The sequence below is a fragment of the Vicinamibacteria bacterium genome, from assembly GCA_035620555.1.
Classification (GTDB): Bacteria; Acidobacteriota; Vicinamibacteria; order Marinacidobacterales; family SMYC01; genus DASPGQ01.
Genome location: DASPGQ010000665.1, coordinates 1 through 15,784, shown reverse-complemented (window position 1 = coordinate 15,784; position 15,784 = coordinate 1). Strand labels below are relative to the sequence as shown.

17 protein-coding genes are annotated in these 15,784 nt (G+C 63.2%); 12 read left to right on the top strand and 5 right to left on the bottom strand.

Translation table 11 applies throughout. The features are described 5' to 3' along the window. The 3 genes from VEK15_27055 to VEK15_27045 form a co-directional block, all read left to right on the top strand. Positions 1 to 1,218, top strand: a 1,218-nt coding sequence (locus VEK15_27055; GenBank protein HXV64387.1) for an OmpA family protein, incomplete at its 5' end; no start/stop codon positions are given. Positions 1,219 to 1,246: 28 nt separating this feature from the next. Next, positions 1,247 to 2,308 carry a VWA domain-containing protein gene (locus VEK15_27050; GenBank protein HXV64386.1) on the top strand — a complete coding sequence of 354 codons (1,062 nt, stop codon included), beginning with the start codon at positions 1,247 to 1,249 and terminating at the stop codon, positions 2,306 to 2,308. A 100-nt stretch (positions 2,309 to 2,408) separates the two neighbouring features. Beyond that, positions 2,409 to 2,582: a hypothetical protein gene (locus tag VEK15_27045; GenBank protein ID HXV64385.1), complete on the top strand. Its 174-nt coding sequence runs from the start codon at positions 2,409 to 2,411 to the stop codon at positions 2,580 to 2,582. Positions 2,583 to 2,610: 28 nt separating this feature from the next. Here VEK15_27045 and VEK15_27040 read toward each other — a convergent pair whose 3' ends face one another. After that, complete coding sequence (locus VEK15_27040; protein ID HXV64384.1) at positions 2,611 to 2,949, bottom strand: hypothetical protein; 339 nt, start codon at positions 2,947 to 2,949, stop codon at positions 2,611 to 2,613. Between the two features lie 492 nt (positions 2,950 to 3,441). On the opposite strand from VEK15_27040, the gene VEK15_27035 reads away from it, so the two are divergent. The 3 genes from VEK15_27035 to VEK15_27025 all read left to right on the top strand — a co-directional run bounded on the left by VEK15_27035 (position 3,442) and on the right by VEK15_27025 (position 7,180). Next, the gene (locus tag VEK15_27035) at positions 3,442 to 5,232 is read left to right on the top strand and encodes a PAS domain-containing sensor histidine kinase (GenBank protein HXV64383.1); all 1,791 of its coding nucleotides are present in this window, start codon (positions 3,442 to 3,444) and stop codon (positions 5,230 to 5,232) included. A gap of 182 nt (positions 5,233 to 5,414) precedes the next feature. Further along, a complete protein-coding gene (locus VEK15_27030; GenBank protein HXV64382.1) occupies positions 5,415 to 6,773 on the top strand; it encodes a hypothetical protein in 1,359 nt (452 codons plus the stop codon). Positions 6,774 to 6,790: 17 nt separating this feature from the next. Next, on the top strand, positions 6,791 to 7,180 hold the full coding sequence (locus VEK15_27025; protein ID HXV64381.1) for a hypothetical protein: 390 nt from the start codon (positions 6,791 to 6,793) through the stop codon (positions 7,178 to 7,180). Position 7,181: 1 nt separating this feature from the next. Here VEK15_27025 and VEK15_27020 read toward each other — a convergent pair whose 3' ends face one another. After that, a complete protein-coding gene (locus tag VEK15_27020; GenBank protein ID HXV64380.1) occupies positions 7,182 to 7,550 on the bottom strand; it encodes a carboxymuconolactone decarboxylase family protein in 369 nt (122 codons plus the stop codon). A gap of 3 nt (positions 7,551 to 7,553) precedes the next feature. Then, positions 7,554 to 9,251 (bottom strand): amidohydrolase family protein, encoded by a 1,698-nt coding sequence (locus VEK15_27015; protein HXV64379.1) that lies wholly within the window; start codon positions 9,249 to 9,251, stop codon positions 7,554 to 7,556. Positions 9,252 to 9,394: 143 nt separating this feature from the next. Here VEK15_27015 and VEK15_27010 point away from each other — a divergent pair, with 143 nt between their 5' ends. The 4 genes from VEK15_27010 to VEK15_26995 all read left to right on the top strand — a co-directional run bounded on the left by VEK15_27010 (position 9,395) and on the right by VEK15_26995 (position 14,036). Further along, positions 9,395 to 10,720: an efflux RND transporter periplasmic adaptor subunit gene (locus VEK15_27010; GenBank protein ID HXV64378.1), complete on the top strand. Its 1,326-nt coding sequence runs from the start codon at positions 9,395 to 9,397 to the stop codon at positions 10,718 to 10,720. Positions 10,721 to 10,730: 10 nt separating this feature from the next. Next, a complete protein-coding gene (locus VEK15_27005) occupies positions 10,731 to 11,462 on the top strand; it encodes an ABC transporter ATP-binding protein (GenBank protein HXV64377.1) in 732 nt (243 codons plus the stop codon). Between the two features lies 1 nt (position 11,463). Then, positions 11,464 to 12,681, top strand: a complete 1,218-nt coding sequence (locus VEK15_27000; protein ID HXV64376.1) for an ABC transporter permease — start codon at positions 11,464 to 11,466, stop codon at positions 12,679 to 12,681. 155 nt (positions 12,682 to 12,836) lie between these two features. Then, positions 12,837 to 14,036, top strand: coding sequence for a dipeptidase (locus tag VEK15_26995; protein HXV64375.1), 1,200 nt, complete (start codon positions 12,837 to 12,839; stop codon positions 14,034 to 14,036). A gap of 83 nt (positions 14,037 to 14,119) precedes the next feature. Here VEK15_26995 and VEK15_26990 read toward each other — a convergent pair whose 3' ends face one another. Continuing rightward, on the bottom strand, positions 14,120 to 14,464 hold the full coding sequence (locus VEK15_26990; protein HXV64374.1) for a type II toxin-antitoxin system PemK/MazF family toxin: 345 nt from the start codon (positions 14,462 to 14,464) through the stop codon (positions 14,120 to 14,122). Beyond that, a complete protein-coding gene (locus VEK15_26985) occupies positions 14,461 to 15,000 on the bottom strand; it encodes a ribbon-helix-helix protein, CopG family (protein ID HXV64373.1) in 540 nt (179 codons plus the stop codon). Before VEK15_26985 ends, VEK15_26990 begins: the two co-directional genes overlap by 4 nt. Between VEK15_26985 and VEK15_26980 the strand changes: the two genes are divergently transcribed. Both VEK15_26980 and VEK15_26975 read left to right on the top strand, forming a co-directional pair. After that, positions 14,939 to 15,403, top strand: coding sequence for a hypothetical protein (locus VEK15_26980; protein ID HXV64372.1), 465 nt, complete (start codon positions 14,939 to 14,941; stop codon positions 15,401 to 15,403). The two genes, VEK15_26985 and VEK15_26980, sit on opposite strands and share 62 nt — an antisense overlap. A gap of 5 nt (positions 15,404 to 15,408) precedes the next feature. Further along, positions 15,409 to 15,582: a hypothetical protein gene (locus tag VEK15_26975; protein ID HXV64371.1), complete on the top strand. Its 174-nt coding sequence runs from the start codon at positions 15,409 to 15,411 to the stop codon at positions 15,580 to 15,582. The last annotated feature ends 202 nt before the right edge of the window (positions 15,583 to 15,784 follow it).

Here is a 15,784-nt window from a genome sequence, read left to right as displayed (position 1 = left end):
GGCAACCGGAGCAAACTGAACGTATCTACGCCGTTGGAGACGTTCGGTATGTTCGTCACTGCCGAGCCGCATTTTCTCGTGGAGACGCCCAGTCGATTCGTGGCTCTGGAGAACACCGAGCCGACCGTCGACGACGCGATGGTAACGGTCTCTCGAATCAAGTACCGGGGCTCGGAAGGACAGTACGACTTCGTGAACGAATCCCTCGAGGACATGCGAGAAGTCAAGGGGGAGATTCGGCCGCATCTGGACTCGGCCCGTACCGCGGTGGACCTCGCCGAACGAGCGGGAGCCGACCGTTTCGCGGAGGACGAGCTGTCCCGGGCGCGACAATCGTTGAGCAAGACCGAGGCCGCGGCGGAGCTGGGCGTCGAAGGAAAAGCGATGATGCCCATTGCTCACGAGACTATCCGGCTCGCCGTGGAGGCGGAAAAGCTCGCGAAAGAGCGCGCTTTCGAGACCGCGCTCGACGAACAGAGACGCGCCAACGCCCGGAGGATCGATGAGCTCCGCGTCCAGGTCAAAGCGGCAGCGGACGAGGCGGAGCGGGTCCGAGTGATGGCGGAACAGCGAGAGCTCGAGCGAACGATGGAAGCGCGTGCCCGCCAGGCGGCCGAGGCGCAAGCCGAAGAGGCGCGCAGACGGGCCGAAGAGGCGGAAGCGGAGAGGATGGCAGCGGAGCGCGAACATTTCCAGGCCGAGCAGAGGAGAATCGAGGCCGAAGCCGAACGTCTCGAAGCGGAGAAGACGGCGGCTGAAGCTCGTAGAGCGCGGGCGCTGGCACGTGAGGAGCTCGAGGAGGCCCTCGGCCGGGTCGCAGCCGTACGGGACGCCGCCCGAGGTCTCATCGTGGAGATCCCAGACGTACTGTTCGCGTTCGGCAGCGCGCGCTTGACCCCGGAGGGACGGGAGAAGCTGGCAAAGCTCTCGGGGGTGATCCTCGTGGCCGACGGATACACGCTCAGCGTCGAGGGTCACGCGGACAGCGTGGGCAGCGAATGGCACAACCAGGAGCTTTCCCGAAAGCGAGCGGAAGCGGTCCGCGACTATCTCTTGTCTCAGCGAATTCCACCCGGGAACGTCAGTGCGACCGGTTACGGTGAGTCTCGGCCGGTCGCCTCGAACGAGACCGAGGAAGGACGACAGCGGAACCGGCGGGTGGAGATCGTCATTGCCGACGAGCCCGCACCGACCACTCGGGTCAGCGAGAACTGGTGAGACATGAGCTTCTGACAGAGACTGACCCATGTCTCATTCGGTAAGCGAGAGGCGCCGGCGACGAGCGACGAGGTTCAGCGTTCCCCCCTTCCCGCGTCGCTTGATCGTCGGCAGCCTCTCGCTGTTGTTGGGGACGATCGCGCTGGGGCGCGACGAGACTCGGAGCGGCATGGCGCCCGTTCTTCAGACGACCTCGGAGGCACGGCCAACCTTCCGCGGCACGACGGAGACCGTGCTCCTCCAGGTTTCGGTTTTCGACAAGGATGGAGCACCGGTCGGCGATCTACGGCGGCAAGACTTCGTTGTCTACGAAGATGGCGTGCCGCAGGAGATTACTTACTTCGAGCACGGCGCCGCTGCCGACACGGTCCCTACCGGAATCGTGCTTCTCGTCGATACCAGCAGCAGCATGAAGGGGGTCGAGCTCGTCCAGGCCAAGGAGGCTGCTTTGCGATTCCTGGACGAGACTCCCTCGCAGGCGGAGATCGCGATCGTGGGCTTCGATCACGAGACGAAGGTCGTCCAGGATTTCACTCGCGACCGAAACACCCTCATGGAGGCCGTCCATCGACTCGCTTCCGGCGGTGGAACCGCTCTCTACGACGGCATCCTCCAGGCGCTCGAGCTTCTGGGGGACTCGACCAGCCGACGCCAGGTTTTGATCCTTCTCAGCGACGGAAAGGACCTCGACAGTGTTACGCAATTCGGCGAAGTGCGGAACCGGATCGAGTCGAGTCCGGCGGTCGTGTACGCCGTGGGCTACTACTCGTCACACGACCGCCCGATCTACGTGAATGCCGAAAAGCACTACAAGAACCCGCCTCTCGATATCAATCTGAACCCGGCCTGGGTGTTGAGAGAAGCCGCCGCGGTCTCCGGCGGGACGGCCTACTTCCCACGAGTATCCGCCGAGCTCACGCCCTTGTTCATCGAGATCGCACGAGGAATGCGTCTCCAATATGTGATCGCGTACTCGCCGGCGTCGGCTGACGGAGAGCCTCGATTTCGAAAGATCGAGGTTCGTGCTACGGAAGCTGCGACTCACGCGCAGCCCCTCACGGTTCGCACGCGACGAGGCTACGTCCGGTAACCGGGCCTTAATCGAAGGGGTCCCCGAATCGACCTCGCGCCTGGAATGAAGCCGCCCGAAAGGCCCGCGCGATCCCGTAATCGAGGCCTACAAGAAGGACGTGGATCGATCCTTGCTCCGGGAGAACTTGAAGCTCACGGTCGAAGAACGACTGAGGAAGCTCGCAAGCATGCTGCACTTCCTCGAGGGATGGCGCGGTGCCGCCTCCAATCAGAGAATCCGGCGCGGCTGGCCTCAGCCCTGGACAAAGAAAGGGCGCCTCACCCCCTTTTGAGGGGTGGGCGCCCGATTTTTGGAATAGATTAGTCTGTCGCAGGCGTGGTGACGTCGATCGACTTCGCTATGTTCTTGCCCGAATCCACCACGTAGCGAACCGTCGCCCGAGCACCCGGTTGGATATCGGCGATATCGATCGGCTCCCCTCTCGATGTCAGCTGCGTCGCCTCGTCGACCACGAACTTCCGCACCACACCAGATTTTTCGGGCGGGCTCGCGGCCTCCTTGAGGGTAAGCGTCGCCGGTTGAGTGGAGACTTCCACGATCTCACCCTTGGCCTCGATCTCCCCGTTCACGGACTGGATCGCGAGCGCGGGGATCGCAAGGGCTGCCATCACCGTCATCAGCACGATTGCTTTCTTCATTTTCGACACCTCTTCTCGGCGCGTCGACCCGGCTCAATGCAAGAAGGGGGCCGTTCCCAAGGCAGGAACATCTAGCTCGTTGCATGCGCTCGAGATAGGCCTCGGCGTCATCCCGGAAGCTTGCGGCCGGCTACGAGATTGTCCCTACGCTGCCATACACGATGACCTCTAAGGGAAGGCAAGAAGTACACGGCGACGAAGCGGGTATCTCTCGTTTACGAACGAGGTCCAAAGCACCCAGGTGGATTCGTTTAGCCGCAGCGATGCGGCATGACTTCCACCTCGGGAGAAAAAGTACATGCCGGGAAAAAAGTACACACGATCGATGTCACCGATAATGTCACCCCTTCGCCAACCCGCCGTCCGGTCGTAATTTACGGGCAATTTCGCGCTTGGCATTCGGATTGCTGTCAAATTGCGTCACGGAGGTGACGACTGTTCGCCCGGGCCGACTCCCGTATTCCGACCGAAGCCCTTCGAGGGAAACCCGGTGTGGGGTCCGGGATTCTCGCCCTTTTCTGGCTTGCCGCTGCCATCATCGGCGTCGATGCCTTCGTCGTCTATCGGTACGTATCTATCCACGATTCCTACGCACCGCTTCTCGACTTCGTCGGCCGGCAACCCCAATTCTGTAGGAGCATCGAGCTCCTCGCCCGTCGCGGGGTGGAGGGCGATTTCCGAGCGCACGAGCCCTTACTCGAATCGATGCAAGACTACGAAGAAACGCTCGGCCTTCTCGAGAACCGTGATCCCATCGAATCTAACGTCATCGAGCCGCCCGAGACGATAGCGAACGCCCTGCGCAGACAAGGGGCGGTTTGGAACGAGGTGAAACCGCTACTCGACGAGATAGTGGACTCACGAGGGCTGATTCCTTTGGCGGCGAAACTCGAGCTCGATCGCGGCATGACCCGCCTACTTCAAAGCTCGTTCGAGGTCGTCGACGCCGTCGCAAGGTGGCGAGACGACGAGCGTCTGAAAATGATCCGAAGGGTAACCGCGGTGAGCCTCGCGGGCTTGTTGGTGCTCCTCGTGGCATTGAAGGTCGCCTGGGATCGAGTGGTGTTACCCGTGAGAGAGCTTCGCGAGCAGGCGCTCGGCATCGCAACGCGAAATCGGGACGAGATGCCGGAAAACGAGATCGATGCCGTGGTGGAAACTCTTGCCGACATGTCGAGCAGCATGAGCCGGCTTCGCCTGGAGCAAACGAGAATCAAGGCAGAGCTTCGCCGCGCGGAAACCGACTATCAGTCCATATTCGACAACGCCGTGGCGGGAATCCTGCGCACTGACGCGAACGGCAAGCCCCTAATGGCGAATCGTGCCCTGGCGCGAATGCTCGGCTACTCCTGTCCGGGAGAGTTGTTGGAGGCGCTCGACGACGTGCACCATCAATTGTTCGTGGACAGAAACCATCGCTCTCGTTTCGAGCGGCTCCACCGAGAGCATGGTCACGTGGAGCTGGAGACGAAGGCCCGTCGCCGTGACGGAAGCACGGTCTCGGTCTTGGAGAGCGCCTGTTCGGCTGAGAGCGCCGACAAGTCCCTCGTCTACGACATGGTGATCGTAGACGTCACCCCGTTGAAGAAAGCGCAGGAGTCGCTGCGTAACCTATCCGGCCGGCTTCTCCGCTCTCAGGATGAAGAGCGCCGTCGCATTGCTCGTGAGCTTCACGATAGCACCGGTCAGCTTCTCGCTGCCTTGGGAATGAATCTCGGGCGGATCGATCAGCTTCTTCCCGAGCTCCGGGATTCCGTGGCGAGCTCGGTCGAGCTCGCAAACGACTGTTCACGGCAGCTGCGGAGTATGTCCTATCTGCTGCACCCGCCGATGCTCGAGGAAATGGGCCTGGTTTACGCCCTTCAAACGTTCGTCAAGGGATTTTCCACTCGGAGCGGAATTCGAGTCGAGCTCGATGCGCCATCATTCATTACCAGAATGGACCCAGATGCCGAGCTCGCGCTGTTTCGCGTTGCCCAGGAGGCGCTAACAAACGTTCAGCGGCATGCCGATAGCTCGGATGCGATTATCCGGATCCGCTCGACCGAGGCCGAGATCCACCTCGAGGTCGAAGACCACGGGCGCGGTCTCGACGAAGATCTCCTCGGCTCCAACGGGGATAGCCAACTCGCAAACATGGGAGTGGGCGTGAGGGGGATGGAAGAACGACTCAGACAGTTCATGGGGCGTTTGAGCATAGAATCGGCACGGGGCCGAACCGTCGTTCGGGCCGAGTTGCCTCTTTCCCGACCCTCGTCCCCGGCGGACATTCCGAAAGTGTAGCCATCAGCCGGGTTGGCGATTCTCTTGGCTCGCGAGATCGTTTGAGATATCGTGGAGTCAAGAACTCAGAACGCGCGCCGAACTCGATATCGGAGGAGGCCGAAAGTGCCGTTGCTCCGTGCGCTCGACTCGTTTTTCGCGCTCGTCGCCGGGCGCGAACTGCGCCGAATCGCGAGTAGGTCATGATGCGCGAGCGTTCCCCACGATTCGGTCTCTGGATCAATTGCTCCACCGCGCTCGTTTGTTTCGGCTGCCCATCACCGCCGCCGGTCGACCCGAGAGACGAGCTCGTCAAACGGGGCGAAGTTCTATTCTTCGAGGAGACCTTCGACGGGAACGGACGTACCTGCGGAACCTGCCACCCCGAGGAGAACAATTTCACGATCGACCCCGAGTTCATCGCAACGCTTCCCGACGACGACCCTCTGTTCGTCTCCGAGCGCCTACCCGAGCTGGCACAAAACTTCGAGAACGTGGTGCTGATACGAGGGCACGGGCTCATCCTGGAGAATCTCGATGGCTTCTCCGATCTCGAGAACATCTTCGTCATGCGAGGCGTGCCTCACACCCTGGCGCTTCGAAATTCGGTCGCGAGCCGTGACGGACCCCGCACGGGATGGTCGGGAGACGGCGCGCCCGGTGATGGCTCTCTTCGCTCGTTCGCCGTCGGCGCCGTGATCCAGCACTTCACCAAGAGCCTGAACCGGATCGCGGGGGTCGACTTTCGCCTCCCTACCGACGAGGAGCTGGACGCTCTCGAGGCATTTCAGCTCTCGCTCGGCCGCCAGGAAGATCCGTCGCTGCCGCTTTCGCTGAAGGGTGAGGTCGCGCGCCGCGGCCAGGAGATCTTTCTCGACCGCAACGGCGGAAAGTGTTCGGCTTGCCACTTCAATGCGGGCGCCAACGGGGACCCGAGCATCTTCGGCACCGACGCGGGGAACTTGAGCTTCGACACTGGAGTGGAGCAGCTTCCCGACCAGCCGCCCGACTTGACCGGGGAAAAGATCCCGCCCGACGACGGCTTCGGGATCCCGGGAAACGGCGAGTTCAACACGCCTCCTGTCGTGGAAGCCGCCGATACGCCGCCGTTTTTTCACAACAACGCCGTCTTCACCATCGAAGGCGCCGTCGCCTTCTACAATGGCGACGCTTTCAATCAATCGCCCGCCGGCCGGCTCCTCGCCAACGCGACCGGAAGCGGGATCCGTCTGGACGCGACCCAGGTCGAGGCCGTTGCCGCGTTTCTTCGCGTCCTGAACGCGATCGAGAACGTCCGGCAGTCGAGCGAGCTTCTCGAGTCGAGCCTAAAGGTGCGACCGTCGGAGAGGGCGCAACGACTGCTTGCCAGGGCGGCAAGCGAGATCGACGACGGGGTCCACGTCTTGTCCGAGAGGGCGCTTCATCTCCCGGCGGTCGAGCAACTACAGGCGGCGTTGCGACTCGTGGAGCGGGAGATCGAACGGCCGGACAAGGCAGGTGGGCCGACGAAGGAGGCGCTCGAGCATCTTCGTCAGGCGCAATCGCTCCTCGTGGAAGGATGAAGCGCGAAGGGAGTCGAATGATGATCCAGCGAAACCTGGGAGCCGCTCTGTGCTTCGTCGCCATGGCGGGCGTCCTGTACGCCCAGCGGGCGACCGAGCTGTACATACCGCTGGGAGAGTCGCCCGAGCTCTCGGAGAGGAACACGGTCATCGGCACCATCGAGGTCGTCGATGCCGACGGTCGAGCGATCGTCGTCCGGAGCAATGGCGAGAGCTTCGCTACGGACGTCACCGATGAGACCCAAATCTATCTCGACAAGAGCAAGCTGCGTGAAAAGAACGACTACGGTGCGTTCGAGGATCTCGTGGAAGGCGCGAGGGTGGAGATTCTCTATCAGGTCGACGAGCGCGCGGCCGAAGGCCCGGCCCGGTGGATAAAAGTCGAGGTCTCGCCTTCGCGACGATAGGCTAGGGCTCGAGCTCGTCCAGGACCGAGAGTGCCACCGCCTGCCCGCTCGCTCCCGCCGCCCACCCCGCGTAGTGGGCCACGTGGACCATCGCTTCGACGATCTCTTCACGGGAGAGCCCGTCCGCACCGAGCCGCGCTCCACGAACGTGCTCGCGTAGCTGATCGGCTCGTCCTTGCGCCGCCAGGAGAGCAATCGTAATGAGCCTGCGGTCGCGCAGGCGAAGCCCCGGCCGGCTCCAGATCTTGGCGAAGAGGTGGTTGACCGCAAGCTCGCGCACCCCCTCGAGGGGCTTGTCTTTCGGCTCGGGTCTCCCGAGAACTTTCTCGAACATCTCGACCCCCTTCGGGTCTTTTGGGACTTCGCTCATCCGTCACCCCTGCCGATGCATCGTGATACCACCGACGACGGTACGAACGATCGGGATCTCCTTGATGGCATCGGGGGCGACTTCACCGGGATCTCGGCCGAGGATGACGAAGTCGGCATACTTGCCCGCGGTGATGGAGCCTTTCACATCTTCTTCGAACGAGGCGTAGGCGCCGTTCACGGTGCAAATGCGCAGCGCCTCCTCCACCGAGACGGCCTGGTTGGCTCCCCAGACGCGGCCCTCGACGTCCCTGCGCGTAACCATGCTCTGGATCGCCATCATCGGCTCGTAGGGACCAGGAACGTAGTCCGAGGCCGGTGCCACAGGGATGCCGTGGTCGAGAAACGACCGATGGGCGAACATCCACTTCATTTTTTCCGGGCCGTATTCCTCCCACTTGCGGCCGTGGTAGTGGACGTATGTGTAGAAAGGCGTCGGGATGGAGCCCGTGGCCTTGATGCGCTGGAGGAGATCGGGGTTCACGAGTGTGCAGTGCTCGAGCCGGTGCCGGGCATCGGGTCTCGGCCACTTCTCGAGAACGCGCTCGTAGGCGTTGAGCACCATGTCGATGGCGAGGTCGCCGTTCGCGTGGATTCCGATTTGAAAATCATGGCGGTGAGCGTCCTCGACCGCTTCGTGAATCTCCTCTTGCGTCATGGTGAGGATGCCGAAATCGTCGGGACGCCCCTCGTACGGGGTGGACATCGCCATCGTCCTCCCCGACGCGGAGCCGTCGGCGCCGAACTTGACGCCACCGACTTTGAGCCACTCGTTTCCCAGTCCGGTGTAAACGCCAGCCGTTTTCAGGCCCTCGAACATGGCGCCCCGCACCATCAGGTAGACTCTCATTCGAAGCTCGCCTGCGTGGTAGGCGTCTTGATAAGCCGTTGCCGAATCGGATCCACAGCTGGCGTCGTGGACGGACGTCAGCCCCGACGACGTCATGAGCTCGGAGATGAGCTTGACGCCTGCCCGCCGCTGCTCCCTGGTGCTGCCCGAAGGGACGACGTCGCTGAAGAGATCGTTTGCCCGCTCGGCCACTTTCCCCGTCAGCTCGCCGTTTTCTTTGTAGATGTGGCCGCCGGGCGGATCGGGTGTTTGCGCGTCGACGCCAGCCTTTTCGAACGCCTTCGTGTTGTACCAGTAGACGTGGCCTCCGCGATGAGAGACGAAGACGGGATGGTTGGGTGCCGCCTCGTCCAGATCCCTTCTCGTGATCTGCCGGTCCTCGCGCACCTTCGTATCGTCGTACTTGAAACCGAGCACCCATTCTCCCGGAGGCGTTTTCGTGGCCCGGGCGCGCAGGGCGTCTTTGATGGCGTCGATGCTGCGCAGGTCGAGGTTCACCGAAACGAGCTCGCGAACTCCTCCCGATGCGGGATGGGAGTGGGCGTCGATGAATCCGGGGGTGACGGTCTGGCCTTCGGCGTCGATGACCTCGGTGTCGCTTCTCATCAGGTTGCGGATGTCATCGCTCGCTCCGACGGCCACGAAGCGCCCGTTCTTGACGGCAAACGCTTCGGCGCGGGCGAGCGAGTCATCCATCGTCGACACCCGCCCGTTCACCAGCACCAGATCGGGATGCGACGCGTCCACGGTGCCGCCCGATTGGGCTCGAGCGCGAGTCGATGCGCCGAATACGCCGGCCGCCACCGAAGCTCCGCTCAGGCGCAAGAACTCGGATCGTGTGTATCTGGCCATGGACACCTCCCGTCGAATCCCGTGTCTTATACCACTTCAAAGATCAGTGGGGTGGTCCTTACATCCTTAGCAAAACCATTACATCCGCTTAACCATCCGAGCGGCCCGGCCGTGTCTATCATATAGTCATGCGGAGGCCCTTCATGCGTCGAACGGGAGAAAGCGCGCTTCCGGAAGCGGCGGTCGCGAGCGCGGCAGTGCCAGAGCCAGAAGCTCCGCAAGCGCCGGTGAGCGAGCCGCGAGCGGAGGTTTCGCCGAGCCGCGGTCGAGTGCGACCCGCCCGGCGGCGTTGGCCTATCGTCGCCGCCGTCCTCGTCCTCGCGGGCGCCGGCTACTTCTACTGGCGCACGCGGAGCGCGGAAGGAGCCCCGCAATACCGCTTCTCCACGATCGAGCGGGGGGACATCGAGTACCTGGTCTCGAGCACGGGAACGCTCGAGCCGTTGACAAAGGTGGCCGTCGGCACCCAGGTCTCGGGCATCATCTCGGAGATCCTGGTCGACTTCAATGATCGGGTGGAGAAGGGCCAGGTGGTCGCTCGCATCGATCCCACGCTCCTCGAGAGCGCCGTCCGGGACGCGCGGGCGAACCTTGCCCGCAACTTAGCCCAGCTCCAGCAGCTCGAAAGCGAGTACAGCCGCATCGAAAGGCTCTTCACTGAGGGTCTGGTCTCACAGACGGAGTACGACACCGCGAGATACGCCCTCGCCGTCGGCCGGGAGACGGTGAGCTCCTCCGAGATCGCGCTCGCCCGCACCGAGCAGAACCTGGCCTATGCGACCATCTACGCTCCGGTCTCGGGGACGGTCATCGAACGCAACGTGGACGTGGGACAGACGGTCGCCGCCAGTTTCTCGGCGCCCCAGCTCTTCCTCATCGCCGCCGATCTGCGGCGCATGCAGATCCTCGCGACCGTCGACGAAAGCGACATCGGCCGCATTCGCAAGGACCAGAGCGTTCGCTTCCGGGTCTCGGCTCACCCCGACCGCACCTTCGAAGGTAAGGTGCGCCAGGTGCGCTTGCAGTCGACGCTGGTGGAGAACGTGGTGAACTACACGGTGGTGATCGACGTCGATAACCACGAGGGGTTGCTTCTTCCGGGAATGACGGCCACGGTCGACTTCTTCGTGGAGACGGCGACGAACGTGTTGAAGATCCAGAACTCCGCTCTCCGATTTCGGCCCACTGCCGAGATGCTGACGGGGCTTCGTGAGAGCGGCGGGCGGCCCGCGAGAACCCAAAACGGTGGTGACGGCGCGAGGCTCTGGATCCGCGGTGCCGACGGAAAGCTCTCGATGGTCCGGGTAACGACCGGGCTCACCGACGGCCAGTGGACGGAAATCTCGGGGGAGGGAATCGAGGAAGGGATGGAAGCCGTCGCGGGGGTGATCACCGAGCAGACTCCCGCCACCTCCAACCCGTTCGCCGGACCGCAGCCGCAGAGGCGATTCGGTCCACGCGGATTCTGAGAGAGCCGACATGCCGCGAGACCTCGTGATCCGAGTCGAAAGGCTCACCAGAGTCTATGGATCGGGAGAGAACCGGGTCGTGGCGCTCGGTGGCATCGACCTCGAAGTCGCGCCCGGCGAGATGATCGCCATCATGGGCGCCTCGGGCTCGGGGAAGTCGACTCTGATGAACATCCTCGGCTGTCTCGACTATCCCACGAGCGGCGCCTACTTCCTCGATGGCGAGCGGGTCGACGAGCTGGGGAAGAACGATCTCGCCGACATCCGGAATCAGAAAATAGGCTTCGTATTTCAGGGATTCAATCTCCTCGGGCGGACGTCGGCCGTCGAGAACGTGGAGCTTCCGCTTCTCTATGACCGCACGGGACGCCGCCTCGACACCCGCGCGCTCGCGGAACGGGCCCTCGAGCGGGTGGGGCTCGCCGACCGGATGGACCACCAGCCGAACGAGCTCTCGGGAGGACAGCAGCAGCGGGTCGCCATCGCTCGGGCTCTCGTCACCGATCCCGCCATCCTCCTCGCCGACGAGCCGACGGGGAACCTCGACACCCGGACCTCGATCGCCATCATGAATCTCCTTCAAAGGCTGAACGCCGAGGGCATGACCGTCCTTATGGTGACTCACGAGCAGGAAATCGCGAGCTACGCTGAGCGGATCGTGGAGCTGCGCGACGGACGGATTCTCCGCGACCAGCGCGTGCCCGCTCGGCAGGCGGCCCGGGTGCTCTCGCCATTGGTGTGAAATGAAAGCCAGAGTGCTTACCAAGGTTGCGGCCCAGAGCATCCTCAAGAACAAGATGAGGACGCTCCTCACCATGCTGGGCGTCATCATCGGCGTGGGCGCGGTGATCGTCATGGTTGCGATCGGCGAGGGCGCGAAGAGGCGGATCGCCGAGCAGGTGGCGAGCCTCGGGACCAACATGATTGTGATCACTCCCGGTGAAATGAGGCTCTCCGGGGTGAGCCAGGGAGGCTCGACCTCGAACCGGCTCAGGCTCGAAGACGCCCTGGTCCTGGAGCGCGAGGCAACTCTTCTTTCAGCCGTTTCTCCCGTCGTGGTCACCCGGGGCCAGGTCATCGGGGGGCAGGGGAACTGGCGCACTTCGACCCAGGGGGTGTCGACGGAATATCCGATCATCCGCAACTGGTCGCTGGAATCGGGAGTGTTCTTCGGCGAGAACGACGTGCGCACGATGCGAAAGTCGGCCGTCATCGGCAAGACCGTGGCCGACAACCTCTTTCCCGGGCAGGATCCCGTGGGCGAGCGCATCCAGATCCGCAGCGTTCCCTTCCAGATCGTGGGGGTTCTGAGCCGCAAAGGACAGACACCCGAGGGAATCGATCAGGACGACGTGATCCTTGCGCCCTACACCACGGTGCAGACTCGGCTCTCCGGCAGAAGCTGGATTCCCCAGATCCTCGCGAGCACCTACTCGCCCCAGGACGTCCCCGATGCCCAGGACGAGATCCGGCTCATCCTTCGCGAAGCGCACGAGCTTCCCCCTTTCAGCGAGGACGACTTCGCGATACGCAACCAGAGCGACATCGCGAGCGCGGCGGAGAGCACCACCGAAGTGATGACGCTCCTTCTGTCGGCGATCGCCAGCATTTCGCTTCTCGTCGGCGGGATCGGGATCATGAACATCATGCTGGTCTCGGTCACCGAGAGGACCCGGGAGATCGGGCTCCGCATGGCGATCGGCGCCCGCGGGTCGGACGTGCTGAAGCAGTTCCTGGTGGAAAGCGTCGTCGTCAGCACTCTCGGAGGGCTCATCGGCGTCGCCGTCGGTTACGGGAGCGCCCTTCTCGTGGGACGCATCGCCGGTTGGAGCATCGCCATCTCACCGGCGACGACCCTCCTCGCCCTTGTTTTCGCCGGCGCCGTCGGCGTGTTCTTCGGTCTCTACCCCGCGCGTCGTGCGGCGGCCCTCAACCCCATCGAGGCCCTGCGATACGAGTGAGGCCCGGCAGCGCATCACGCTCGTTCGCTGGCACGATCTGAAGATCAAAGAGTCCGCGCTCTTCCTGCCAGCGGCCTCTCCGCCCGAGTGAAACGAACCTCGCACCTCTTACTCAGCTGGATCGCCGTGTCGGGCGTGAGTTATCCTCCCGAGCCATGAGCAAGCTTCTCCTGACTCTAACCTGCGCGCTGGTGGCCTCGAATGGTGTAGCCTCTCAGAGCTCTTCGGATCGAGCTCGCGAAGTCCACTCACGGGCGCTCGTTCTCGATACGCACGCCGACACCACCCAGCAGATGATCTTCGAGGCCTTCGACCTCGGCGCGCGGGCTTCGACGGGCCACGTCGACATCCCGAGGATGCGTGAGGGCGGCGTCGACGCCGTGTTCTTCTCCATCTGGATGCCGGGGACGCTCTCCGGTCCCGACGTCGTGAAACGTTCGTTGCAGCAGATCGACGCCGTGCGGGAGCAGGTTCGCCGTCACCCGGACGACCTCGTGCTCGCGACCGCCGCTTCCGAGGTACGAGAGGCCCAGCGGGAAGGGAAGATCGCGGCGCTCATGGGAATGGAAGGCGGTCACATGATCGACGACGACCTTGCCGTGCTGCGCATGTACCGCGAGCTCGGAGTCCGCTATCTCACCCTCACCCATTTCCAGAACAACCACTGGGCGGACGCCTCGACCGAGGAGCCCGAGCACAACGGCCTCACCGATTTCGGCAAGGACGTCGTGCGCGAGCTCAACCGGCTCGGCGTCATGGTGGACATCTCCCACGTCTCGGACAAGACCTTCTACGACGCCCTCGAGGTCTCGAGAGCTCCGCTCATGGCGTCGCATTCTTCCTGCCGGAGCTTGAGCGACCATCCCCGCAACATGTCCGACGACATGATCAAAGCGCTCGCGGCCAAGGGCGGCGTCATTCAGATCAACTACGAGATCACGTTCCTCAGTCAGAAAGCGAAGGACGCCAAAACCGCCCAGGGTTGGGACGTCACGCAAATCGTGGAGGCTTTGAGCGAGCGCTGCGGCGACAATCTCGCCTGCGAGATCCGGGAAGGCGAGCGGCTCGACCGCGAAGCGATGGAGCGCGGCGAACTTCCCCAGGTCAGCTGGACCGAGATCGTCGATCACATCGACCATGTGGTGACGCTCGTGGGACCCGAGCACGTCGGGCTTGGGTCCGATTTCGACGGCGCCTCCATGCCGCTCGGAATGGACGACATCTCGAACGTCCCGAGGCTGACTGGCGCTCTCCTCGAAAAGGGCTATCGCGAAGAGGACATCGTGAAGATCCTGGGCGGGAACCTGCTCCGAGTGATGGAGGAGACGGAGCGAGTCGCCGCCTCGATGCGGTGAGCAGCTACGCGACGCCGAGGTTCTATCTTCAAAGACCACGGCCGCCCTCTTAATCCTGGATCAGAGGCCGAACGTGTTCCCAATCATTCCAGATCGAGAAACCAACGCAGTCCGTGGTCCACGTCGTCCATGACGTCTCGGGGAAGAGCGCCGACGAGCTCTTCCAGGTCGGACTTGTTCAACGTTGCGATCGAAGAGGCGTTGACGACGGAGTCGCGTGGAAGCCCGGTGCGCCGGCGGCGAAGGAGAGTATTGCCGGGAGCACGCGATAGAACGGTATTGCTCGTGAGCCGGCACGCCACAACGGTGCTGATTCGGCTTCGGTTAACCTCGTCTCGCTGGAGGACCAGTACCGGATGGCGATAGCCTGGTTCCGAGCCGCGGGGTTCCCGCAGATCCGCCCACCAGATTTGTCCTCGCTCGATCACCGGCGATCCGCTGGCGAATCTCTGAGCACCGCCTTCGTGCGGTTCCGAAGAGCAACCGCGGCCGGCTCATCGCCCGGCTGGCCGGCCTCGGCGATGACCTCATTCCAAGCTTCCGTCGCGTCGCGTGGAAATTTCCGTCGGGCGAGGTACTCACGGACTGCGTCCGCGAAAAGGCGGCTTCGAGAGACTTTGAGCCGCCGGGCGCAAAGCTCCACCTCACGAAAAAGCTCATCCGGGATCGATATGGCGGTTTTCACAATTAAGTATAACCAGTTATACCAGGGGGCCTTGCGGCGCTGCGCGCCGATCTCGCGGCAGACGTTTTGGCCACCGCTCGGCAGGCTGGGTCGTACTTTTTCATCAGCCAGACTGGGCTTGCCGCGCCACGGAACGCTCCCTATACTTTCCTGGTGGACTTTCGCAGTCGCCTCCTGCGGACGCTCGAGGCGATCCAGCCGGTGCTGGAAGAGTCCGGTGTCCTCGTCGTTGGCTCCGCAGTCCCGACTCGAGCCGAACGCGGCGTCGACTCTCGTCATTTCGCAAGGCGTCGATATCATGGTTCCGCTTCCCAGCCACGATGCCGTGAAATCGCGGCTTACTCGGCTGCGCGGTCTCAGTCCTTCGCCCGACGAGCCGTCGGTCTGGATTCCCGACGCGGCCGATCGGATCGAGGTGAACTTCATCGGCATGGATTCCGCTCTTCAGGACCCGACCGAAGCCTACGTGGTCGACGATGCGCAGTTGCCCTTGCTGGTGTTCGGAGCGCTGTCGCTCCTTCGGCCTGACGAGCCGGTTCGGGTGGAAGGTCTCGTCATCCCGGTGCCGCGACTCGCGGGCCTCCTCGTCGAAAAACTCGTAACCGACCGGAGCGGCGAGAAGGGGAGCGCGACCTTCTCGTCGCCCTCGGTCTTCTCGTCCTGGCGAAGGACGATGAGCTGACGGAAGTGGAGGAAACCTACGCGGCGCTTTCCGCTGAGCTTCGCCATGCCGTGCGATCCAACCTCGCTATTCTCTCTCTGATGGAGTCCCGGACCGGAATGCCGGATCCCGGGCCGCAGCGTCCTCGAATCGCAGCGCTCCTGCGCAGGCTCGAGCACATCGAGGAGAAAGTTGGTTGATGCTGTCGCTCGCGAAGCGCGTCAAGGCCATGAAGAGCCGGGTGACCGTTCGTGCCTGGGAGTACCGCCCGCGAAACCTCGCCAAAGGCACCTGGCTCGGGTGAGGAGGCTCTTGGCGCATTCCAGCCACGCGTACGCACTCACCGAGTCGTCGGCACGAGAGCTACTCGCGGAAGGTCACCGCGTCGAGCCCGCCGGGGAG

What these genes read in the sequence shown, in the direction of transcription:
- VEK15_27040 (HXV64384.1), bottom strand. Translation starts at nt 2,949, where the DNA reads ATGAAGAAAGCAATCGTGCTGATGACGGTGATGGCAGCCCTTGCGATC.
- VEK15_27030 (HXV64382.1), top strand. Translation starts at nt 5,415, where the DNA reads ATGATGCGCGAGCGTTCCCCACGATTCGGTCTCTGGATCAATTGCTCC.
- VEK15_27050 (HXV64386.1), top strand. Translation starts at nt 1,247, where the DNA reads ATGTCTCATTCGGTAAGCGAGAGGCGCCGGCGACGAGCGACGAGGTTC.
- VEK15_27010 (HXV64378.1), top strand. Translation starts at nt 9,395, where the DNA reads ATGCGTCGAACGGGAGAAAGCGCGCTTCCGGAAGCGGCGGTCGCGAGC.
- VEK15_26985 (HXV64373.1), bottom strand. Translation starts at nt 15,000, where the DNA reads ATGACGAGAGTCGACGCCGCGTTCGGCTCGAGTCGGGACTGCGGAGCC.
- VEK15_27015 (HXV64379.1), bottom strand. Translation starts at nt 9,251, where the DNA reads ATGGCCAGATACACACGATCCGAGTTCTTGCGCCTGAGCGGAGCTTCG.
- VEK15_27020 (HXV64380.1), bottom strand. Translation starts at nt 7,550, where the DNA reads ATGAGCGAAGTCCCAAAAGACCCGAAGGGGGTCGAGATGTTCGAGAAA.
- VEK15_27005 (HXV64377.1), top strand. Translation starts at nt 10,731, where the DNA reads ATGCCGCGAGACCTCGTGATCCGAGTCGAAAGGCTCACCAGAGTCTAT.
- VEK15_26995 (HXV64375.1), top strand. Translation starts at nt 12,837, where the DNA reads ATGAGCAAGCTTCTCCTGACTCTAACCTGCGCGCTGGTGGCCTCGAAT.
- VEK15_27000 (HXV64376.1), top strand. Translation starts at nt 11,464, where the DNA reads ATGAAAGCCAGAGTGCTTACCAAGGTTGCGGCCCAGAGCATCCTCAAG.
- VEK15_27025 (HXV64381.1), top strand. Translation starts at nt 6,791, where the DNA reads ATGATGATCCAGCGAAACCTGGGAGCCGCTCTGTGCTTCGTCGCCATG.